This is a genomic window from Shewanella septentrionalis (assembly GCF_025370265.1).
Classification (GTDB): Bacteria; Pseudomonadota; Gammaproteobacteria; order Enterobacterales; family Shewanellaceae; genus Shewanella; species Shewanella hafniensis.
This window is the reverse complement of sequence record NZ_JAMTCC010000007.1, coordinates 38,652-61,769: the sequence shown is the minus strand read 5'-3', so window position 1 is coordinate 61,769 and position 23,118 is coordinate 38,652. Positions and strand designations below refer to the sequence as shown.

Annotated in this window: 16 protein-coding genes; 6 read left to right on the top strand and 10 right to left on the bottom strand. The window is 46.9% G+C overall.

The window, feature by feature from the left end; translation table 11 throughout:
- Positions 1–163: 163 nt before the first annotated feature.
- Together NE536_RS05505 and NE536_RS05500 are read left to right on the top strand one after the other, a co-directional pair.
- Complete coding sequence (locus NE536_RS05505) at positions 164–1,372, top strand: MFS transporter (RefSeq protein ID WP_261272052.1); 1,209 nt, start codon at positions 164–166, stop codon at positions 1,370–1,372.
- 211 nt (positions 1,373–1,583) lie between these two features.
- Positions 1,584–2,423 carry a TIGR03899 family protein gene (locus NE536_RS05500; protein WP_261272051.1) on the top strand — a complete coding sequence of 280 codons (840 nt, stop codon included), beginning with the start codon at positions 1,584–1,586 and terminating at the stop codon, positions 2,421–2,423.
- A gap of 102 nt (positions 2,424–2,525) precedes the next feature.
- Here the strand turns inward: NE536_RS05500 and cysC are convergent, their stop codons facing one another.
- The 5 genes from cysC to cobA form a co-directional block, all read right to left on the bottom strand.
- Positions 2,526–3,143: an adenylyl-sulfate kinase gene (gene cysC, locus NE536_RS05495; protein WP_006082881.1), complete on the bottom strand. Its 618-nt coding sequence runs from the start codon at positions 3,141–3,143 to the stop codon at positions 2,526–2,528.
- 64 nt (positions 3,144–3,207) lie between these two features.
- Positions 3,208–4,932 (bottom strand): SLC13 family permease, encoded by a 1,725-nt coding sequence (locus tag NE536_RS05490; RefSeq protein WP_261272050.1) that lies wholly within the window; start codon positions 4,930–4,932, stop codon positions 3,208–3,210.
- A 3-nt stretch (positions 4,933–4,935) separates the two neighbouring features.
- Positions 4,936–6,378 carry a sulfate adenylyltransferase subunit CysN gene (cysN, locus tag NE536_RS05485; protein ID WP_261272049.1) on the bottom strand — a complete coding sequence of 481 codons (1,443 nt, stop codon included), beginning with the start codon at positions 6,376–6,378 and terminating at the stop codon, positions 4,936–4,938.
- A gap of 83 nt (positions 6,379–6,461) precedes the next feature.
- Positions 6,462–7,370, bottom strand: coding sequence for a sulfate adenylyltransferase subunit CysD (gene cysD, locus NE536_RS05480; RefSeq protein WP_259213534.1), 909 nt, complete (start codon positions 7,368–7,370; stop codon positions 6,462–6,464).
- Between the two features lie 106 nt (positions 7,371–7,476).
- The gene (gene cobA, locus NE536_RS05475) at positions 7,477–8,313 is read right to left on the bottom strand and encodes a uroporphyrinogen-III C-methyltransferase (RefSeq protein WP_261272048.1); all 837 of its coding nucleotides are present in this window, start codon (positions 8,311–8,313) and stop codon (positions 7,477–7,479) included.
- Between the two features lie 445 nt (positions 8,314–8,758).
- On the opposite strand from cobA, the gene NE536_RS05470 reads away from it, so the two are divergent.
- Both NE536_RS05470 and NE536_RS05465 read left to right on the top strand, forming a co-directional pair.
- Positions 8,759–9,643, top strand: a complete 885-nt coding sequence (locus NE536_RS05470; RefSeq protein WP_106649605.1) for a phospholipase A — start codon at positions 8,759–8,761, stop codon at positions 9,641–9,643.
- 193 nt (positions 9,644–9,836) lie between these two features.
- Positions 9,837–11,393, top strand: coding sequence for a S41 family peptidase (locus NE536_RS05465; protein WP_261272047.1), 1,557 nt, complete (start codon positions 9,837–9,839; stop codon positions 11,391–11,393).
- An 87-nt stretch (positions 11,394–11,480) separates the two neighbouring features.
- On the opposite strand, the gene NE536_RS05460 is transcribed toward NE536_RS05465, so the two are convergent.
- From NE536_RS05460 to NE536_RS05440, 5 genes are all read right to left on the bottom strand, one after another.
- Positions 11,481–13,217, bottom strand: coding sequence for a hypothetical protein (locus NE536_RS05460; protein WP_261272046.1), 1,737 nt, complete (start codon positions 13,215–13,217; stop codon positions 11,481–11,483).
- A 339-nt stretch (positions 13,218–13,556) separates the two neighbouring features.
- Positions 13,557–14,342, bottom strand: a complete 786-nt coding sequence (mtgA, locus tag NE536_RS05455) for a monofunctional biosynthetic peptidoglycan transglycosylase (protein WP_011847645.1) — start codon at positions 14,340–14,342, stop codon at positions 13,557–13,559.
- Positions 14,343–15,105: 763 nt separating this feature from the next.
- Positions 15,106–15,888, bottom strand: coding sequence for a phosphoadenylyl-sulfate reductase (locus NE536_RS05450; RefSeq protein WP_261272112.1), 783 nt, complete (start codon positions 15,886–15,888; stop codon positions 15,106–15,108).
- The gene (gene cysI, locus NE536_RS05445; protein ID WP_012088384.1) at positions 15,881–17,578 is read right to left on the bottom strand and encodes an assimilatory sulfite reductase (NADPH) hemoprotein subunit; all 1,698 of its coding nucleotides are present in this window, start codon (positions 17,576–17,578) and stop codon (positions 15,881–15,883) included. The genes NE536_RS05450 and cysI overlap by 8 nt, the downstream gene beginning before the upstream one ends.
- Before the next feature lie 99 nt (positions 17,579–17,677).
- Positions 17,678–19,477, bottom strand: a complete 1,800-nt coding sequence (locus NE536_RS05440; RefSeq protein WP_261272045.1) for an assimilatory sulfite reductase (NADPH) flavoprotein subunit — start codon at positions 19,475–19,477, stop codon at positions 17,678–17,680.
- 419 nt (positions 19,478–19,896) lie between these two features.
- On the opposite strand from NE536_RS05440, the gene NE536_RS05435 reads away from it, so the two are divergent.
- Positions 19,897–21,423 carry a Re/Si-specific NAD(P)(+) transhydrogenase subunit alpha gene (locus NE536_RS05435; protein WP_261272044.1) on the top strand — a complete coding sequence of 509 codons (1,527 nt, stop codon included), beginning with the start codon at positions 19,897–19,899 and terminating at the stop codon, positions 21,421–21,423.
- A gap of 11 nt (positions 21,424–21,434) precedes the next feature.
- A complete protein-coding gene (gene pntB / locus NE536_RS05430) occupies positions 21,435–22,919 on the top strand; it encodes a Re/Si-specific NAD(P)(+) transhydrogenase subunit beta (protein ID WP_220592128.1) in 1,485 nt (494 codons plus the stop codon).
- Positions 22,920–23,118 lie beyond the last annotated feature (199 nt).

Genomic DNA, 23,118 nt, shown 5'->3' with positions numbered 1-23,118 from the left:
TTACATTAGTATCTGATTGTATACCGGATCTGACGGCCGTATTTTTATTCAAAGAAATCGCTATATTGATTCATAAACCACACACTCGTTAAGCGTTAAGTGATCTAGCCTATTAGCCAAAAAAGCATTAGCATTTGCACACTTATCGCCTGAGTACATATCCATGAAATCCATTCAAACCAAAGATCCTAAAGCACTCTTGCTATGGATGACCTTTGTAATGTCGCTCGTGTTTGCCGTTTGGCAGGCACTGCTCAATAACTTCGTGATTGAAAAAGCCCAGTTCACCGGTGCTGAAATCGGCATGTTACAAAGCCTGCGCGAGATCCCAGGTTTCTTGGCTTTCACCGCCATTTTTGTGCTTTTACTCATTCGAGAACAAGCCTTCGCCCTACTCTCGCTGGCCTTGTTATGCATTGGCGTTGCTGTGACAGGTTTCTTTCCTCAAGTCATAGGCCTGTATCTGACGACGGTATTGATGTCTGTTGGATTTCACTATTTTGAAACCATTAACCAATCACTGACGCTGCAGTGGGTCGATAAAAAAGATACTGCGGGTTTTATGGGTAAAGCGCTGGCGTGGCGCTCGGCCGCGGCCTTAGTGGGCTACGCCAGTATTTGGCTGGTAATGACCTGGTTGAAGTTAGACTATCAACACATGTATTTAATTATTGGTGCGTTAGGTCTGGTCATGGTGCTAACTATGGCTTGGTATTACCCAAAGTTTGAGACCACGGAAGTACAACATAAGAAAATCATTCTGCGTAAGCGCTATTGCCTCTATTACCTGCTGACCTTTTTCTCGGGTGCGAGACGGCAAATTTTTATGGTGTTTGCGGGCTTTATGATGGTCGAAAAGTTTGGTTATAGCGTGAGTGAAATTACCGCGCTGTTCTTAATAAACTATGTCGTCAATCTGCTGTTTGCGCCTGCGATTGGGCGGTTTATTGGCCGAATTGGTGAGCGTAATGCGCTGACAGTGGAATACGTCGGACTCATCATAGTCTTCATCAGTTACGCCTTAGTCGAGCAAGCACACATGGCGGCAGCGCTGTATGTGATCGACCATTTACTGTTTGCTATGGCTATCGCGATGAAAACCTATTTTCAAAAAATCGCCGACAGCAAAGATATTGCCGCCACTATGTCGGTCAGTTTCACCATTAATCACATTGCCGCTGTGATTATTCCTGTGCTTTTGGGCTTATTATGGTTAACCGATCCCGCCTTGGTATTTTACATAGGCGCAGGCTTTGCCGTATGTTCGTTAATTCTGGCGCTCAATGTACCGCGCCATCCTGAACCGGGTAATGAAACCTTATGGTCTTGGACAAGCAAAAAAGCGAAATCCATCGCTAAAGCGATCGAATAAAGCGGCATAATAACGAGCCAAGGAATCAGCTTAGCTCAATGTTGAGTCTAGAACTGAACGCTTAAGTGATCGCCATCTAAGCTAGGCACACAAGCGAGCTATTCAAACAAGATGTTCAAGTTAAATGCTCAAGCTAGGCAAACAAGTTAGACAGATAAGGGTGGGCGCTATGCCCTCACCTAACCCCAATGTAGGCTCAAGGATTAACGCGATGAAGGATTCAGATATTTTACTGTTGGCAGAAGATGGCGAGTCAACATCCGAGGTATCCGCTCGCAAAAAAGCCCTGCTACTCGGTCGCCAATTAGGGCTCGCCAGTGAGCAAGAATATCGCCCTGCGAACGCCTCAATAGCCGAGCGAGCTCAACATAGAGCACGCAAGTTATCGAGCGAATATCAGGCCAATGTGGAAACCATTTTTGCCTTAGCCCTCAGTTATACCCACTCAGATGTCACTGGGGTCGATCTTGATCCCGATTGGAGCCATCAATTTTTCTTGATGGCGGAACAAATCCATAACCGTAAGATGCAAGATTTGTGGGCTCGGATATTGTCGAGCGAGATAGTCAATCCGGGAAACTTCAGTCTACGTACCCTAGCGCTGCTCAAGCAACTGACTCACAGGGAAGCACAAATTCTTGAAAAAGCCCTTGGCATGGCGGCGAAAGTAAATAACGAACAGCGCCTAAAACTCATCAGCGGCTATCGCTTATCCGGAGGTATTGGCCAGTATTTTCGTAAAACGACCTCAGTCAATTTAGGCTTATCCCAGTTTGGCCTACCCTACTCCAGCATTCTGACCTTAGTCGATGCGGGAATACTGCACAGCAGCGAGTTCGAAACCGGCTTACTCAACAATAAAACGCCCATTCAATTTGCCCTGCAAGGCATACAAATGAAGCTCACGCCTAAGAGCGGCAATCTACTTTTTAGCTATTACCGCTTCACGCCGATTGGTGATGAACTGGCCCAACTCGTACAACCTAAGCCGGATCAAGAATACCTCAAGGCCCTGCAACTCTTGTTCGCTAAGGATTTTAAAATAGAATAACACCCCCATAAAAATAAAATATAAATCAACAACATAAACAGCCAAACCCAGAAATAATAAAGGAGCCTAAAGGCTCCTTTTAAGTAAGATAAGGGCTAAATGTTAAGCTAGCGCTTTAGCCTTATCGGCATTGATAACATTGATTGCCGTCAGATAATCAATTAAAGCGCGGACTTGAGTCGCTAAATCGCCTTTGCTGGTATCTATGGTCAATTCTGCCGCTAATGGCGCTTCATAAGGTGATGAAATCCCCGTGAAATTACTGATTTCACCACTGCGTGCTTTCACATATAACCCCTTAGGATCACGCTGCTCGCACACACTTAATGGCGTCGACACATGCACTTCAATGAACTGACTGGCAGGGAAACGGGCACGAATGCTATCGCGCTCCTCACGAGTCGGGGAAATAAAGGCCGATAACACCACAAGCCCAGCATCCACCATTAATTTGGCCACTTCGCCGACACGGCGCAGGTTCTCGTCACGGTCTTCAACCGTAAACCCTAAGTCTTTACACAGGCCATGGCGCACATTATCGCCATCAAGCAAATAAGTGTGGAATCCCGCCTCAAATAACGCCCGCTCTAATGCACCCGCCAATGTCGACTTGCCCGCGCCAGACAGTCCGGTAAACCAGAGTAATACTGGATTTTGGCCTTTCTGTTCGGCTCTGGCAGCTTGATCTACAGGATGTTGATGCCACACGATATTTGTCATAAAAACTCCTCAATCCCCATGTTGTTAAACGGCTAACAAAAGGGCAATAAACTCAAGCTAATCACTAAAATGGAAAGATGATCGGCACCATAAATATCACTATCAGGGAATACAGCACAGATAACGGCAATCCTAGGCGGACGAAGTCACTGAAGCGATAATTACCCGCATTAAACACCATCAAATTGGTTTGATAGCCGTAGGGTGAAATAAAGCTCGCGCTGGCACCAAAGACCACGGCCATAATAAAGGGTCTTGCATCGACACCGTAATTAAGCGCAATCGCGTAAGCGATAGGGAAAGCCAGCGCTGCGGCAGCATTATTGGTAACTAATTCAGTCAACAACAAGGTCATAAAATACACACCGACAAAAGCGCCAAACACCCCATAACCATTGATAACCGAGAGTAATCCTTGGGCTAAACTGTCCGCAAGGCCGGTGCTCATCATCAAGTTAGCGAGCCCTAACGCACTCCCCACTATCACCACTAGTTCCAATGGAAAACGGCGTTTAAGCTCTGCCAAAGTAACAGCGCCAATAACAAAATAACTCAGCAGCAGGAGCACTAAACCTTTAGCCAATGGCAATACACCGGTGACACTCAAAACGATCGTGACCGCAAAGCCGAACAATACCCAACGACCACGGCGACTGTCTAAGCGCACATTCAAATCTAAGCCGCTGATCGCCGCAAACTCTGAACTCAATTTTGAGCTATTGCTGAAACCATCGCCAGGCGTCAATAACAACACATCGCCGGGTTGAAGAATAATGTCACCAAGCCCGCCCTTCAGCGGATGATTGCCGCGGCGAATGGCCATCACGGCCGCATCGAATTGCTCACGAAAAAGCGATTCTTTCAACGAACTGCCGACTAAACTGGATGATGGCGCGAGCACTGCTTCAACTAAATTTTGTCCCTTGGCTTGATGCTTACCAAACCAATCTAAACCATCGAATTGATGCAATAACTCAACCGATTCCACCGCGCCACTGAAGCGCAGCACGTCGTCCGCTTGCAGCACTAACTGGGGCGGCACAGGGCAAATACAAATGCCGCTGCGTTCTAGTTCAACCAGATATAACTTCTTCAGCGCCCTGAGTTTGTTATCGACCACACTGCGACCCACTAAGGACGAGCCTTTTGCCACATGGGCTTCAAGCAAATAAGGCAGCGCCTCTTCACCCGACTCTTCCCGTCTATCTGGTAAAATGTTCGCTAGTAAGATCAATAACAACATACCAGCGACGACGATCACAACCGCGACCGGCGTGAACTCGAAGAAACCTAAGGCGGGTAAGCCGGCGTTTTCCACAAAGGAGTTCACAATCAAGTTGGTCGAGGTACCAATCAGGGTCAGTGTGCCACCTAAAATTGCCGCATAATTTAACGGCAATAATAACTTAGCGGGTGCGTGTGCTTGATTGCGACGCACAACCCCGATAAGCGACGCCACCACAGCCGTGTTATTGGTAAAGGACGACAGCAAGGCGGTCGATAGCCCAAGCTTTGCCATTGTCATAGGCAAAGAACTATTGCCTATGACTTGACTCAACTTTCCCAGCAGGGATGTTTTTTCTAACGCCGTCGCGGCCAATACCAAGAGGACGAGTGTGACTAAGCCAATATTTGTAAAGCTTGTTAATGCGGTATCGAGCGCAACCATGCCAAGCAAATAACAGAGCAAAAATGCAAATAAAAACAATACCGCTGGATTGATACGGCCGCTAATTAAGCCAGCCACAAGACCTAACAAAATAATCGCTAACAGCCACAAGTCACTCACAAATTAAGCTCCAAGCTTAGAGATATCTATCGCTTGCCAATGTGGGTAGTGTTTACGCACTAAGGCATTAAACTCAACTTCAAAGGCACTAAATTGTGATGCTGTTTGTTTGTTAACATACTGACCCGACACCACCATCACTGCGGCAACCGTCGCATTGCTCAGGCGGTCGATTAGGATCATTCCGCCCGTATCACGCACTAACGAATACGCATCGAACACTATGTCTTCGGTCAGCTCTAAGGTCACGCGAGCAATCGCGTTTAACCCAAGCGTATCCGTCGCGCTGCGCGCTAAGGTATTAACATCAACCACATAATCGATGCCAGTCACAGAGGCTTGCGTCTTCTTACCCGCCACTTTGATGTCGTATAACTGGCCGAGTTGCAATGGCTTTTCATCCATCCACACTATGTCAGCGCTGATCACGTTAGCGACGGCAGGTGCAGAATCCTGTCTTGCCAGTAAATCGCCACGGGAAATATCAATTTCATCTTCCAGCGTGATAGTCACAGCTTGGCCAGCAACCGCTTCTTGTATGTCACCATCGAAGGTAACAATGCGTTCAACCTTGCTGCGTTTGCCCGATGGCAAAGCGACTAACTCGTCGCCGACATTGATAATGCCAGAGGCTAAAGTGCCTGCAAAACCGCGAAAATCTAAGTTAGGACGCGACACATATTGCACAGGAAAACGTACTGGCAATGCGCTGAGTTCACGTTGCGTATCAATGGTTTCTAGCAGTTCAAGCAGAGTACCACCTTGATACCAGTCGCTTTGCGTACTGCGCTCAACCACGTTGTCACCATTAAGCGCCGATAAGGGCACAAAGTGGATATCGAGGTTACCGAAATCTTTCACGAAATCCGTAAAGTCAGCACGAATGCGATTGAATACTTGCTCGTCAAACCCAAGTAAATCCATCTTATTCACGGCAACAACGAAGTGACGGATCCCCAGTAATGACGCGATAAACGCATGGCGCTTAGTCTGAGTCTGCACGCCGTAGCGGGCATCGACTAAGATCACCGCCAAATCACAGGTCGATGCCCCCGTTGCCATGTTGCGCGTGTACTGCTCATGCCCTGGGGTATCGGCGATGATGAACTTACGCTTATCACTTGAAAAGTAACGGTAAGCCACATCGATAGTGATGCCCTGCTCGCGCTCGGCTTGCAGACCATCCACAAGCAAGGCTAAGTCGATAGCTTCACCTGTGGTGCCCATCTTAGCGCTGTCGCTCTTTAGGCTCGCCAATTGATCTTCATAGATTTGGGCGCTGTCGTGTAACAGACGGCCGATTAAGGTACTCTTGCCGTCATCCACACTGCCACAGGTTAAAAAGCGCAGTAAGCCTTTGTTCTGCTGCTGAGCTAGATATTCTTTCACACCATGGAGGGTAATTTCTGCCGCCATGCGATTGGTTTTATTGACCGCTTTGTCCATCTTATTCTCACTCTTAATCTGCTTTGCTGAAGGTCGCGCTTTGCTTGCGCCACCTTCGCGAAATAGGGTTAACCTTGCCGAGATTAGAAGTAGCCTTGACGCTTCTTCTGCTCCATCGAGGCACTTTGATCTGAGTCGATCAATCGACCCTGACGCTCGCTTGAACGGGTTAACAGCATTTCTTCAATAATCTTCTCTAGGCTGTCGGCCTCAGAATGCATGGCGGCCGTAAGTGGGTAGCAACCTAAGGTTCTAAAACGCACCAATTCTTCTTTAAACTGCTCGCCTTCGACTAACTTCATCCGCTCGTCATCGGCCATGATTAACTGACCGCCGCGCTCAACCACTTGACGTTTTGCAGCAAAGTACAAAGGCACTAACTCAATGTTTTCTTGGTAGATATATTGCCAAATATCCAGCTCAGTCCAGTTAGATAACGGGAACACGCGAATACTTTCGCCCTTGTTCACAGCGCCATTATAGGTTCGCCACAGTTCTGGACGTTGATTTTTAGGGTCCCATCTGTGGTGACGGTCGCGGAAGGAATACACCCGCTCTTTGGCGCGAGATTTCTCTTCATCGCGGCGAGCCCCACCGAAAGCCGCATCGAAACCGTATTGGTTAAGTGCTTGCTTTAAACCTTGGGTTTTCATGATGTCAGTGTGTTTCGCACTGCCATGGTCGAAGGGGTTAATCCCCTGCGCCAACCCTTCTGGGTTAATGTGCGTCAGTAACTCGAAGCCAAATTTCTTTGCCTGCGCATCACGGAATGCGATCATCTCTTTGAATTTCCAACCCGTATCGACATGCAGCAATGGAAACGGGATCTTGCCCGGATAAAAGGCTTTTCGCGCTAAGTGCAACATAACGGAAGAATCTTTCCCGATGGAATACAACATCACAGGATTATCGAATTCGGCTGCAACTTCACGAATGATCTGGATGCTCTCGGCTTCCAGTTGTTGTAAGTGGCTTAATTCACGCCCGGCCATACTATTCTCCGTTTACCTTAAATTCGCTGCATTACCACAGCATGGGTTAGCTTAATTTTCTTAAAATTTTTAACTGCTTAGTATCTTTAACTGCTTGCGGCTTAGCTTATCGACGCGGCGACACGCTAACCGATTGAGTCAACTCATCACTGGCTTGAGTCGATTCAATCGCTTCAGGGTTGAACCAGTGCAAGGTGTCACTCAGCGCAACCACTTCACCTATGATCATCAAAGCTGGCATTTGTAATTCAGGATCGGCGGCAAGCTGTTCAAGCTCACCTAAACGGCCGATAAAACGACGTTGTTCTTTCGTAGTTGCCTTTGACACTATCGCCACGGGTGTTTCAGGGCTTCGGCCCGCATCGACTAAACCTTGGCGAATAATGCCAGCGTTAAGAATCCCCATATACACGACTAAGGTATTGTTAGGATTAGCATAACCTTGCCAATCCATTGGGCGACTCTCTAACTGACAATGGCCAGTGATAAAAGTCACGCCTTGGGCATGGTCTCTGTGAGTCAGGGGAATGCCCGCATAGGCCGATGTGCCGCTGGCGGCAGTAATACCGGGGACGACTTCAAACTCAACCCCCGCTTCGACTAAGGTTTGCAACTCTTCGCCACCGCGACCAAAAATAAAAGGATCGCCGCCCTTAAGACGCACCACATTTTTACGGGTGTAGGCTTTAGTCACGAGTAACTGATTAATCTCGTCCTGTGCGGCGCTATGCTTACCCGCACGTTTACCTACGGCAATCTTTTCAGCGTCTTTGGGAATAAGATCGAGGATATCTTGACTGACTAAAGCGTCGTATAGCACAGCATCTGCGGTTTTCAGGATACGCCATGCCTTTAACGTCAATAACTCAACGTCACCAGGACCTGCACCCACCAGCCAGACTTTGCCTTTGGCCGCTTGGCCCGGTAAAGATAAAATTTCCATCAACATCCCCAAGATCACTTTAGTCTGTAGAAATATAGCGCGTCTTATATTCCATAATAAATAGATAATTATTAGTTTTTATATCATTTAGATATAAAAGAAATCACTGATATCAATTTAAAGTGGAAAAATATTAAGTTTCAAAATCAAAAACGCCACAAAACACCAATAACCAGTTGAATTTAAATAACTTAATATGGATTCATCTGTTGTATAAAACGAACACCGCTCAGCTAAGTGTGTGATTCTGGCACTATGTTATTGCCAAAAATTCTACCAAAAACGGCCTCAACAAAACGAAAACCTCGCTAGCAAGGCAAGCTGTCACCCAATAGTGCAGAATTTTTCCATAACCATAAATTCACTTTCTAATGTTAAGCTGGGCATAACTATCTTTGTTGAGTACGACTGACAAATACACAAATAAGCACATCAAGGAGGGCCGATGAAACGACTTTATTCAGGTATTGCAATGGCTGGGTTATTAGCTTGTACGAGTATAAATGCCGAAGAATCATTAGTAGAAGGAAGGGTCAAAGATGAACTTGCCACGGCAGAACTGCCCTTTGTGATTACGCCACATAAAGTGAACTACCTTTTACCTGCGACCTATAACCCAGATCCCAACATGGCACCGTTCGCTGAAGATGCCATCCTCAATCCCTACACCTTGGATGAGTTCGAGGCTAAGTTTCAAATCAGTTTTAAATTCCCTATTTGGTACAATGTCTTTGGTGATAATGGTCATTTATTCTTTGCCTATACCAATCAATCCTATTGGCAGGTTTATAACAAAGACACCTCATCTCCGTTCCGTGAAACCAATCACGAGCCTGAAGTCTTTATGCTGTTTAATAACGATTGGAAAATAGGCAGTGTGACCAATTCCTTTTGGGGCGTTGGTGCTGTGCATCAATCAAATGGTAAATCAGGACCGCTTTCTCGCAGCTGGAATCGACTCTATGCCACTATGATTTTTGATGCCGGTCCACTCGCCTTCTCAACCAAAGTCTGGTGGCGTATTCCTGAGGATGAAAAAACCGATCCGCATCAAGCTCGCGGTGACGATAATCCCAACATTGATGACTACATAGGCAGAGCTGAATTTATTGGTGTCTATGGTATCGATGAACATAGATTCACCTTAACCCTTAGAACAAACCTAGAAGATATCGACAGAGGTTCAGCAGAAGTAACCTGGAGTTATCCTATCGTCGGCAACTTACGCCTTTATACTCAATACTTTAATGGCTATGGCGAGAGCCTAATCGATTACAACTATCACAACCAACGTATTGGTATCGGGATTTCGCTCAACGATATTCTGTAGCAAATATAAAAGTGACAGAGTACAAAAATCAGCCATAATTTGCTGCTAATCTACAAAACCTGCTGCTAAATTGCTCAGATGGACCTGAGTTTATGGCTCAGCGGGACGATTTACATTGATCCGAATGGCATTTAAGCCGATAGTCGCACACCTTTTTGTGCCCTGAAGCCGCGCCTTAACATCATGGAGGAATATGAGTTTTAGCTACCGCAGCATAGTCATGCTACTCAGTGTCATTATTTTCGCGAGCTTACTTAAGCTCGCGTTTTTTGCTGTGCCAAAAGATAACACTGCACCTATGCTTAATGCGCAAGAGGTACGCCAAGATCTCTATGCCTTATTAGATCAAATCGAGCAACACTCGGCGTTTTATGCGTTAACACCCGATAAAGCCAGTCCGCAACTCAAATATATGGCGAGCCTGATTGTCGAGCAGTATCAAGATATGACTCCTAATGACCGCTTTGCTGCTGAAATCACTAAGCTACTCAATAGCCTCAAAGATCCCGGCGCTCAAGTGCATGACTTCGATGATCAAAGCGGCGAACTCCCGTTAACCTTACGACCACTTAACGACCAGTGGTTAGCCTTAGATAGCAATAATAGTCCAATCAACAACGACTTTCCCTTTGTGACTCATATCGACGGTTTACCTATGAGTAAATGGGTGGCAGCCAGCCAGGCCTATCTACCTGAGCCTGCAAAACAGAGCCAAGAAATGCAGTTACCTTGGCTGAAAAAACTGAACCTGCTGCGTGAAGATTTGGGGCTCAGCATCAAGCCCTATGTGCTGGTTACGCTGATTAATGATGATCTGCAAACCCAGCAGGTGACTCTCGCCCTGCCAAGCCGCGAACCGCAGACTCAATTAGTGGAAAATAATCAAGAAGATCAGACACAAGATATGAGTGTTTTTGAATTCATTAATCAGTTATCTCAGTTTGAGCGCACCGAATTTCAAGACACTCCAAATCAATTAGAAACAGTTAACAATACTACGGTCAAACTGAAGATCAGCGATCTGTACGCCTTTGAATTGGATAGAGATCTACAGCAAGAACTGCTAAAGGGCATGACACATCCATTACTCATTATCGATTTACGTCATGCTAGTGGTTTTAGCCCAAAGCTATTAACCCTGTTATCGCGATATCAAGATACTGATTTAAATAACACTTTAGCGCCAAACGTGATGGGATTTGCACACTATCGCCGCTCACCAGAACTGAGAAATGACTATCTACAACCACTCAACTTTAAGCCTTTAGCTGCGCTCGAATACAGTGCGCCACGACTAAAATCCCTCACCCGCAACTTACCCCCAGTCGATGAAGATAAATTCAGCCCTTGGTACGTTCGCACTAAACCTGCGGTGACTCCTGAAGGGCGAAATCGTTTAGCACTGCTCGTGAGTCCCAAATGCCGCCAAGAATGTGAGTGGATTGCCTATCGCACTAAATCTTGGTCTAGGGCGAATTTGATTGGTGAAAAAACCTCGGGCGATTTTGCTCGTCAGTACCATTTCAAACTGCCAAACAGTGGGTTAGACATAAGATTCAGTAGTTCGTTAACCTATGATGCACAGGGAAAACTCTTGTCAGGTGCTGGGACCGAGCCCGATATTTGGCTCCCGCAAAACAGCGATATTCAATGGCAAGGATTAGTGAGTTTAGTGCGTTCCGCTAAGCCAAAAACTCAGCTCATTCAAACATCACAACCCACTAAGCTAGCTCAAGCTAAGCTGAATTAAAGCCAAAAAAGAGCCAGCAATCTGCTGGCTCATTTCAAACATTGATTCGTTAACTGATATCAGTCAGCTAAAGAATGGATTCTAAAATTATTTCTTTTCAGTCGCTTTAGAATTGGCGACTGAGCCTATAACCAACCCTTGCTTATTCACATCGAAGCTCATTTGAACTCGCATGTTGTAATCTTTAAGCATTTTCATTTCTTCAGGGATTGGCTCGCCGCTCATTTCTAACAACGTCAGCATTGGAGTGAACATCTTGCCGTAATCGGCAGATAAGCTATACATGCCATTCGCAGACAGTTTCTCGCCCGCTAATTTGTTCGCCAAAGCCAAACCTTTGTCACCACTATACACCACTAAATGCTGACCTTTAATCGCGAGCATAGGCTTAATACCTAACTCAGGTGGCAACATCAATAGTGGTGATAAATCAGTGGCATCGCCGTTATCGGCTAATTGCACTTCGGCCAACATAGGCGCGAAAGGTTTCACCATATTGAACAACATAGATGGATTTTCGGCGCTGAGGCTGACTAACGCATCTAAGCTTTCTAACTTAGGCTCTTGATCTTGTGTGCTCATTTTAAAGTCGAGCAATGAAACGCTCATGCCTTTCACACCGTTCGCCATACCAGTGAACATGCCTAGCATAGCTGGGCTCTGTTGGCTCAACTCAGCTTGCAACTCGGCCAGTGGCGCACAGGTCAATTGCGGCTTTTGCAGATCATCCCAAATAGCCGTTAATGAAGGTGCAACTTCGTTGACATCTAAGCCTATGCCCATAGAGAAGATAGTGCTGTCGATATCCGCCAGATGTGCAGGAATAAAGCCACGCATCTTTTGCATGGCCGCAAGAATTGGTTGATTCTTAGTTTCAACCACAAATGAGGCCGCCATATGGCTTTCTTTTTCTGTCACAGAAAACGCGGTTAAACCCGCAACCGTGCGCGGCCAATTAGCAGCAATGGCGGTTAATTCGGTGCGACATTCTGGTGTTCTAATTTGAGCTAATGGATCTTCACCGACGCTTTCATTAGCAAAAAACTTCGTCAATTGCTTGGATAACATATTGCTATCGGCTGAAGTCAACGCCTTCACGATTTCAACATGGTTGATAAAGCTGATGCTGTCATCTTTAAAACCATGGGTCTTAATAATATCGGCTAATATGCCAGAAGCGGCTAATGACTGCGGCGCCTTCTTAATACCGAATGCCATTTCTAATAATTCAGGCTCGGTAATAGAAGTGCTGAAAGTAATCGTTAATATGCCATCTTTTTGGGCAAATAACAGATCAGCTTTCTCAGTTGAAGTCTCATCCGATAATGCATAAGCGCGATAATCAACATCACCCACTTTACGCATTTCGTGGGTCACACCACTGTCTTTTTCGGCTTTATCTAATACAGCCCAAAAAGCATCGACTTGATTAACGTCAATCTTTAATACAGGCAAAGCGCCTAACGTGTAGATATAAGGCTTAACTTCATCTGGAAAACCAAAGGTTTTCAACAGTAAGGCTGGCTCTTTAATGCCATCCATATACTGCTGATAAATGCTGACGAAGAACTTACCCATAGGGCTATCCAGCTCACCAAATTCGGCAAGCGCGTTACTTGGATATTGCTGATAATTTCCAGAAATAGACTGTAAATACGCTTTCAACGGGAAGGGTTTTAGCTGACCCGAAAATATCGGCGTATCAGCAGGCACATAGTCGAGCAAAGGATTTGCAGAGGCACTAGAGCCAGCACCATTCTGCGTATACCAATAACCACCCGCACCAGCTGCAATAATTGCCGCGGCAATCACAATCTTTTTCATTTAAGAAACTCCATTTAATGACAATTCAATTTTATGAAATCAATACCTAAAGTAATCCCTAGGTATTTGAATATTTATCCGCTCTTACATATCCCTTACGCAGATAATGCAAAATCAGAAAACTAAGGTATAAATTTTGCCCGATAATTTAACATTAAACCGATACAGAAGCGAACAGGATAGGGAATCAAACCGTTAAAACACATCAGCGTTAACCTTAATTCAACAGGTTTCCAATCTTATTTCAATTCAGTAATAAAAGATCTTTAAGTCGTCGACGATTAACAAAGTGCCCAATGACACATAAATGCATCTGGGCCAAACTCACACGTCAGACCTTCATCCCGCTTCGTGGACTTTTTTAAGCGTGACGTCACCTAACTGGCGCATTTGTTTGCGGATCCACGCGGAACGCTGCTGCACATAGGACGACGGAGGTGACACTTTATAGCGCCAAGGATTCGGTAAGATAGCTGCAAGTAATGAAGCTTCATATTGGGTCAGTTTTGCCGCAGACTTGCCAAAATAATGCTTTGATGCCGCTTCGGCGCCGTAAATACCTGGGCCAAATTCGACGATATTTAAATACACTTCAAGAATGCGCGACTTATCCCAAGTCAGTTCCATCATTAAGGTAAACCAAGCTTCTAATCCCTTACGAAAAAAACTGCGACTAGACCACATAAACAAATTTTTCGCCGCCTGCTGACTTAAGGTACTGGCACCGCGAACTTTAGTGCCTTTCTGATTGTATTTCAGCGCCGAGCTTATCGCGGCTAAATCAAATCCCGTATGCTCGGCAAAACGTTGATCTTCAGCGGCGATCACCGCCAATTGTAACTCAGGAGAAATGTGCGCTAAATCGCGCCACTGATGCATGACTTCCCCCATAGGTGCAGGTGGAAATAAGGCGCGCTCAATCCGCCAAGTCCACATGGGTGGATTAACGAATCTGAGTAGAATAACCAATAAGATTGAGCAAATGAATGCCCATACTAATCCCTTGAATAGCCAAGACAATAAACGACGAAAGCCACGCTTACGCCTCTGAGGAGCAGGACTACTCGACTTATTGGCACTAGGACGCCTGACATGATCTCGCATCGCATATAAAGGAGCCGTCATTTACACCATCTCATCCGCGCACTCTCGTTTCTGATATCCAGTTAAGCTAATCCATTAGGCATTCTTTACAACGTCCAAGGCTTATTAGAAAACCGTTTAAAGCACTAAGGAAGTTGCGGGCCGATCATGCTACGACAATGGAGGAAATACCAAGGATATCTTACTCGATAATCAAAGATAGGCAGAGAAATAACCACAATAACAAATCACTATTGAATATGGCGAGGGCTTAACTTAACTTGACCTCGGCAGCTTTGACGACAGCTGACCGAGGTAATGATGGCTGATTAACGAGGGCTAGCAAGTCAATCAAACAGCTTGTTACTCGCAGCTGCGAGTCAGGTTTTCAACGCTTTCACTGCATCCAGTCGAATGATATCAATACACAGCAAACTCAGCCCATAAATACTGATATACAGCCACTTAACCTCGAAAAAGACACAAGTCATGTCTATTTCACAGTAAAACCCCTCAAAACCATCTACGGGAACTTCAAAATATAGCTCAGGCTCAACCAATGTGCATAACCCTGTGAGTAAAAATGTACAACACTTTTACTCTTGAAAAAAGCCAGCAACACTAACTCTATGAATATCAATATATCTCACTGAAATGACGCTTAAATGACATCGCTTCACTTTCTCGTCAACCCAGAGTATTAAATTCAACCAAAGACTTATCTAACTGCAATAAGAACGCCCCAATGGTAATTGAGGCGTTTAATATTTTAAATCAATAAGATGACTAAACTTCAATGCGGAAACTAAATTTCGTAGTGCAGACCACACTCACGTTTCAGCCCATTAAAGCGCGTTTCTTCCTCTGTCATGCCTAATTCAAGTGGTTTACTCGAATGGGTATCACCAACAGAAACATAGCCTTGCTCCCAAAGTGGGTGGTACGGCAAGTCAAATTGAGTCAGATAGAGGTGCACATCTTTATTCGACCACTCGATAATCGGCAATAATTTAAAGCGAGAGCCATGAATCGCCAGTATCGGCAGCGCCTCACGGGTGCTGGCTTGGCTGCGCCTCAGCCCAGCAAACCAAGTACCGACCTCAAGCTCGGCCAAAGCACGTTGCATAGGCTCAACTTTATTTAAACGGTTGTATTGCTCTAACCCGTCTAACCCTTGCTCCCACAATTGACCAAAGCGTGCCTCTTGCCATGCAGCTGTCATCACTGCTTGATACACTTTTACATTCAGTGACAAACGCTCTGTCAGCTCGTCGATAAACCGATAGGTTTCAGGGAATAAATAACCCGTATCCGTTAGAATAACCGGAATATTCGCCTGTGCCTGACTCACCATATGCAGCATCACAGCGGCTTGAATCCCAAAACTTGACGACAGCGCATGATTACCGGGCAAATAAGTTAAGCCCCACAACACTCGCTCTTGTGCGCTCAATCCGGCTAAGAACTGATTGATACGCTCAAGCGCTATCGTTTGCTCGGCCTTAGGCGCACTCAATAGCGCCGTTAACTCGGCCGTGCTGACCACAGTCGGCACTGTATCACTGGTTTTTTGCTCAAGATCAACCATGAAAATCCTTAGCGGCATCAATAACCGCCTTCACAACGCCCACGCGGACGGTGAAGTTACCAAAGGTTTCGCCTGCATCACGCTCTACGGCGTAGCGGCCAAACAAGGTATCCAATTCGGCGAGAATTTCCGCCTCTTGGATATTTTCTCTGTGCATCTTGTTCAGACGAGTACCTTCAAAGCTTGCGCCTAAGTACAAGTTGTAACGACCTGGTGCTTTACCCACAAGGCCAATTTCAGCGGCAAATGGACGTGCACAACCGTTTGGACAACCTGTCATCCGCACCACAATCGCTTGCTCACTGATGCCGTGTTTTGCCTGTAGCGCATCGATATGATCGATAAACTCAGGGAAGTAACGCTCAGCTTCCGCCATCGCTAATGGACACGTCGGCAAAGCCACACAGGCAATCGAATGACCGCGGGTTTGCGTCAACACTTGGCCCAGTAGTCCGTGTTTGCGGGCTAAGCCTTCAATGGTGGCTTTATCTTCTGCCGCCACACCTGCGATGATCATGTTTTGATTCGAGGTCATACGGAAATCGCCTTTGTGGATCTTAGCTATTTCACGCAGTCCCGTTTGCAGGGTTTGGCCCGGTAAATCTTTAATGCGGCCGCTTTCGATAAATAAGGTTAAATGCCATTTACCGTCAACGCCTTCAACCCAACCATAACGGTCGCCGCGGTCGCCAATCACAACATCACGCTTAGGCTCAAACTTCACCCCAGCGCGCAGTTCGACTTCGGCTTTAAACTGCTCATAGCCATGGTCGACGATAGTGTATTTAAGGCGTGAACGTTTACGGTTAACACGATTACCCCAGTCGCGTTGCACTGTCATGACAGCTTCGGCAAACTTCATCACGTCTTCAGTTTTGATAAAACCAAAGTCGTCAGCCAGACGTGGGAAAGTCTCCACCTCGCCATGGGTCGAGCCCATGCCGCCGCCAGCGGTTAAGTTAAAGCCAACCAACTCACCGTTTTCAGCAACGGCGATAAAGCCTAAATCGTTAGTGTAAACGTCAACATCGTTATCGGGAGGAACCGCAACCGCCATTTTGAACTTACGTGGCAGATAAGTTTTGCCATATACAGGTTCAACGGTTTCATCTTCGGTCGAAAGTAACTTTTCTTCATCTAACCAAATTTCGGCGTAGGCGCGCGTATGGGGCAACAGATGATCTGACAGTTGTTTCGCCACCGCATAGGCTTGCTCATGCAGTTTCGATTCCACCGGATTAGGATTACACATCACGTTACGGTTAACGTCACCACAAGCGGCAATCGAATCCAGCGCTTCACGATCTAAGTCTTGAATAATGGTCTTCAAGTTACGCTTAGGAATACCGTGGTATTGGAAGGTTTGACGGGTCGTTAAACGTATGCTGTTTGAGCTGGTTAAGGTCGACGCAATTTTATCTACGCCTAACCATTGCTGTGGAGAACAGATACCACCAGGCACACGAGCACGCAACATAAAGCTATATAGAGGCTCAAGTTTTTGCTCTTTACGTTCGTTACGTAAATCACGGTCATCTTGCTGATAGAAGCCGTGGAATTTGATCAACTGCTGATCGCCGTCACTGAAACTGCCGGTTACCGCAGAATCTAAGCCTTCTTTAATCGTACCGCGCAGGTAATCACTGTCGGTCTTTAGGTATTCGTTTAACGCTAACTTTTGCTCACTCATGGCAACTGCCTCTTCAAATTCGGTTCGCTGACTGCACAGGTCATCACGTGTGCAGCTTTGGCTATTCTTATGCGTTTCTTATATCCGCAACGGTTGAGATTAATACACGTCTTTTTGGTAACGCTTATCGCTGCGCAATGTTTCAAAATAGGCTTCGGCCGCTTCGGTATTCAAACCACCGACTTCGACAGCCACCTCAATCAAGGCTTGGTGAACATCTTTTGCCATACGTTCAGCATCACCACAAATGTACAGATGCGCGCCGTTTTGCAACCATTGCCACAGGGCTTGGCCTTGTTCTTTAATACGGTGCTGCACATAAACTTTATGGGCTTGATCGCGCGAGAACGCCACGTCGATACGGCTTAAATCGCCATTTTTCAAATACTGTTGCCACTCAGTTTGATACAAGAAATCCTGCTCAAAGTGTGGATTGCCGAAGAATAACCAGCTATCACCTTGAATACCTTGGGCCACGCGCTCCTGCATAAAGGCACGGAATGGCGCAACACCTGTGCCTGGGCCAACCATAATCACTGGCGTGTCTGGATTCTCGGGTAAACGGAAATGCTTATTCGACTCAACATAAACCTTAACCTGAGTGCCTTCCTGCGCAGAGGCTAAGAAGTGTGACGCTCCGCCAAAACGGGCCGCGCCGTGACGCTCATCTTCCACTAACGCCACGGTTAAATGGACTTCGGTTTCCACTTCACTTTGGCTTGAGGCGATAGAGTAAAGTCTTGGGGTTAATGGGCGCAGTAACTCAAGCAATCTTGCCGCGCTTAACGTGACAGCGCTATTTGTTAACGGATACTGGGCGACTAAATCAGCAAATTGATGCTTAAGGATAAAGTGACGCACTTGCTCTTTATCTTCGCTCAATGCTAGCAGCTCAGCGCTGCCGCTCAGTTCGGCCCAGGCTTTGACTAATCCAGGATACAACTGAGTCAGCTCTTTCTTCTCAAGCAAAGCTTGCTTAAGGGTCAAAGATTCTGTGCCTAGGGTTACTAACTCATCGGCGGCCAACGACAGACCCACGAGGACTTCATCGACTAACACTTCATTATTGCTAAACCACACACCGAGGGCATCGCCCGCTTGATAGCTTAAGCCTGAATCGCCAAGGTCGATTTCAACATGGCGCACATCTCGGTCTGAACCGCGGCCAGTAATTCTTTGGCTCGCTAGCACTTCGGCGCTATAGGGGTTTTGCTTAGTAAACTCGCTTTCACCAATCGCTTTAGCAGTACCGATAGATACCACGCTGGCGGACGAGGTTTCGATAAGCGGCTTAACGGCCTCTAATACATCGGCGTGCCACTGACCAGCGGCGGCCTCATAGTCCACATCACATTCAACCAAAGGTAACAATGACTTAGCACCCAGTAGCGCTAAACGAGTACTAAAGTCTTTACCGGTTTGGCAGAAGAATTCATAGCTTGAATCCCCAAGCGCAAGCACTGAGTAATGTAAATTGTCTAACTTAGGCGCACGTTTCGATGCTAAAAACTTATGTAATTCAATCGCGTCATCCGGCGCTTCACCTTCACCATGGGTGCTGACCACCAGCAAGAGCACAGTTTCTTGTTTCAGTTGGCGAACATTGTATTCGCCCATTGAAGCCAGATTGACCGCATAACCTTGCGCCTGCGCCTTATCGGCGAGCGCTTTGGCGACACCACGGCCATTACCCGTTTGACTGCCATAGAGAATCGTCACTGTTTGAGCAGTTTGCGCTTCGGTGGCAGGCGCTAATTGGCCAGCATTGGCGGTGGCAGCAAGATAGCCACTCACCCAAGCCAGTTGCACAGCACTTAACTCAGAAGTGAGTTGTTTTAGCTTCTCGACTTGTCCTTGAGACAATGGCGAAGCCAGCGATGAAAGTTCTTTTAACAACATGAGACGGCCCTATGACAGTGTAATGTCCACAAGCTTATCGCGGTTTAAGAAAAGCAAAAAAGAATAAAATCGGATTTTTAATTCCATTTTGGAATATACAAAGTGCAAAATTTAAGCTACAAAAGTGTGCACTGGTTAAAAGTTTTTGATCCGACCAGTGCAGAAACGGCCTGCTTGAGAAATATGCACTTGTGCCAAGCTAAAGTATTGCCACAATGGTCATGAGCCTGTCGAACAGAAATTTCTGTTGCCCACAGAATAGTTTGTTTTTAAAACAAAAAGTGTCCATCCTAGATTGAATGCCCGAACTGACTCGAATCACCAGCCGAGTAATCACTGGCGATGACAGATTTTGCAGTTGAGTACGATGAAGGAAGCACAACAGGCGGAACGATTATATAAACCATCAGGGAGTAGTCATGCAGATTGGAATACCGAGAGAAAGTCTCGCCGGTGAAACTAGGGTCGCCGCGACTCCAGCCACCGTCGAGCAGCTTAAAAAACTCGGCTTTGAAGTTGTTATTGAGGCCAATGCGGGTCAACTGTCAAGTTTCGATGATGCAGCCTTTGAAGCTGCAGGCGCGAAGGTGACAACTGACGTTTGGCAAGCCGATCTGATTTTTAAGGTCAATGCGCCAAGCGACGCCGAAATCGAACAAATCAAAGACGGAGCAACTGTCGTCAGCTTTATTTGGCCCGCACAAAACCCTGAGCTGGTTGAGAAGTTATCTAAACGCAAGATCAACGTGATGGCGATGGACATGGTGCCACGCATCTCCCGTGCCCAGTCACTTGATGCCCTCTCCTCTATGGCCAACATTGGCGGTTATCGTGCCGTTGTTGAAGCCGCGCATCAATTTGGCCGTTTCTTTACCGGTCAAATTACCGCTGCCGGTAAAGTGCCGCCCGCTAAAGTGTTAGTGATTGGTGCTGGTGTGGCAGGTCTTGCTGCCATTGGTACTGCGGGTTCGCTTGGCGCCATAGTGCGCGCCTTCGATACGCGCTTAGAAGTGGCCGAGCAAATCGAATCTATGGGCGGCCAGTTCCTTAAACTCGATTTTGGTAACGAAGAAGGTGGCTCATCCGATGGTTATGCTAAAACCATGTCGGATGAATTTATTGCTGCCGAAATGGCGCTGTTTGCTGAGCAAGCCAAAGAAGTCGATATCATCATCACTACTGCGCTGATCCCCGGCCGTCCTGCGCCTAAGCTCATCACCAAAGCTATGGTCGATAGCATGAAGAGCGGCTCAGTGATCGTCGATTTGGCCGCTGCAACTGGCGGTAACTGCGAATACACGCAATCGGGCGAGCTGTTTGTCACCCCGAACGGCGTAAAAGTGATTGGTTATACCGACCTTCCCGGTCGTCTACCCGCGCAATCGTCACAGCTTTACGGCACTAACTTAGTCAACCTGATGAAGTTAATGTGCAAAGAGAAAGACGGCACTGCCAGCATCAACTTCGATGATGTGGTCATGCGCAACATGACGGTGATTAAAGAAGGTGAAGTGACCTTCCCGCCACCACCGATTTCGGTTTCTGCGGCGCCAGCAAAACCTGCCGCGAAAATCGCGCCTAAAGACACCACCCCGAAAGCGCCATCTAAGCTCAAATACGTACTCGCCGCCTTAGGCATCGCCGGATTTGCAGCAGTGGCATCGGTTGCACCGCCAGAGTTCCTGTCCCATTTCACGGTATTCTTGCTGTCCTGCGTCGTCGGCTATTATGTGGTGTGGAACGTGTCCCACTCACTGCATACGCCTTTGATGTCAGTCACTAACGCGATTTCAGGCATTATCGTGGTCGGCGCGCTACTGCAAATCGGTCAGGGTTCAACTTTGGTCACTGTACTGGCGTTTATCGCCGTGCTGATCGCCAGTATTAACATCTTCGGTGGCTTTACCGTCACTCAGCGCATGCTGAAGATGTTCCGTAAGGATTAAGGGGGTTTAACGTGTCTCAAGGACTGGTAACAGCAGCTTACATTATTGCCGCCATTCTCTTCATCTTCAGTCTCGCGGGACTGTCGAAGCAAGAGACGGCAAAACACGGCAATTTATTCGGAATCGCAGGTATGGCAATTGCCCTACTGGCTACCATTTTCAACCCTGATACTAACGGTATTGCGTGGATCTTAATCGCCATGGTGATTGGCGGCGCGATTGGTATCCGTTTAGCATTAAAAGTCGAAATGACTGAAATGCCTGAACTGGTTGCCATCTTGCACAGCTTTGTCGGTATGGCCGCTGTATTGGTGGGCTTTAACAGCTTTATCGACTTGCACCCACAGGAAGTATCGCAAGTCGTCGTGGCTGTCGGTGGCGATATCAATACGACGCTCGCCGCAGTGCATGATGCCCTAAGTGAAGCAGCAAAAGCTGCCAGCAAAGAGCATCTCACTGGCGCCATGCTTAACATTCACTTAGTCGAAGTCTTCCTCGGGATCTTCATCGGTGCGGTCACCTTCACAGGTTCTATCGTAGCCTTTTGTAAGTTACGTGGGCTGATTTCATCAAAACCTTTGATGCTGCCACATCGCCACAAGTTAAACCTAGTGGCAGTACTCGTGGCCTTCGCCCTGCTGGTTTACTTCGTCCAAACGGGCGGCACTATGCCGGCTCTGCTGTTGATGACGCTGATCGCCTTCGCCTTTGGCTGGCATTTAGTGGCATCCATTGGCGGCGCGGATATGCCAGTGGTGGTGTCTATGCTGAACTCCTACTCAGGTTGGGCAGCGGCAGCGGCGGGCTTTATGCTGTCAAACGACCTCTTGATTGTGGTCGGCGCATTAGTGGGTTCATCGGGTGCAATTCTGTCTTACATCATGTGTAAGGCGATGAATCGCTCGTTTATTTCTGTAATCGCTGGTGGCTTTGGCACAGATGGTGTGGCCTCGACTGCCGATGAAGAAATGGGCGAATACCGTGAAACCAACGCCGAAGATGTGGCGGATATGCTGAAAAATGCCACCTCTGTCATCATCACCCCAGGTTACGGCATGGCAGTGGCACAGGCGCAATATCCAGTGGCTGAAATCACTCAAAAGCTACGCGATCGCGGCGTAAAAGTCCGTTTTGGTATCCACCCAGTTGCAGGCCGTTTACCCGGCCATATGAACGTACTGCTGGCGGAAGCGAAAGTCCCCTACGATATCGTGCTGGAAATGGACGAAATCAACGAAGACTTTAACGACACCGACGTAGTACTCGTCATTGGTGCCAACGACACGGTTAACCCTGCGGCAATGGAAGATCCAGGTAGCCCAATCGCAGGCATGCCAGTGCTCGAAGTATGGAAAGCGCAAAACGTTATCGGCTTTAAACGCTCGATGAACACGGGTTATGCCGGCGTGCAAAACCCACTGTTCTTCAAAGAAAATACGCAAATGCTGTTTGGGGATGCAAAAGCCAGTGTCGAAGCGATTTTAAAAGCACTTTGAGTCTGATGTAACTTCAACAGAGTGGCAATCGCTTAGGCGAAACGCCCTGTTTCAATGATAAAAGGGAGCTTAGGCTCCCTTTTCATTTCACATTTCTTTAAGCCTTTTAAGCTAGTCTCCGCGCCCATAGGATGTGAGGCTTTACATACCCACAATCCCCATCGTTTTCGCAGGTCAAAATGCGAAGTAGAATCTAACG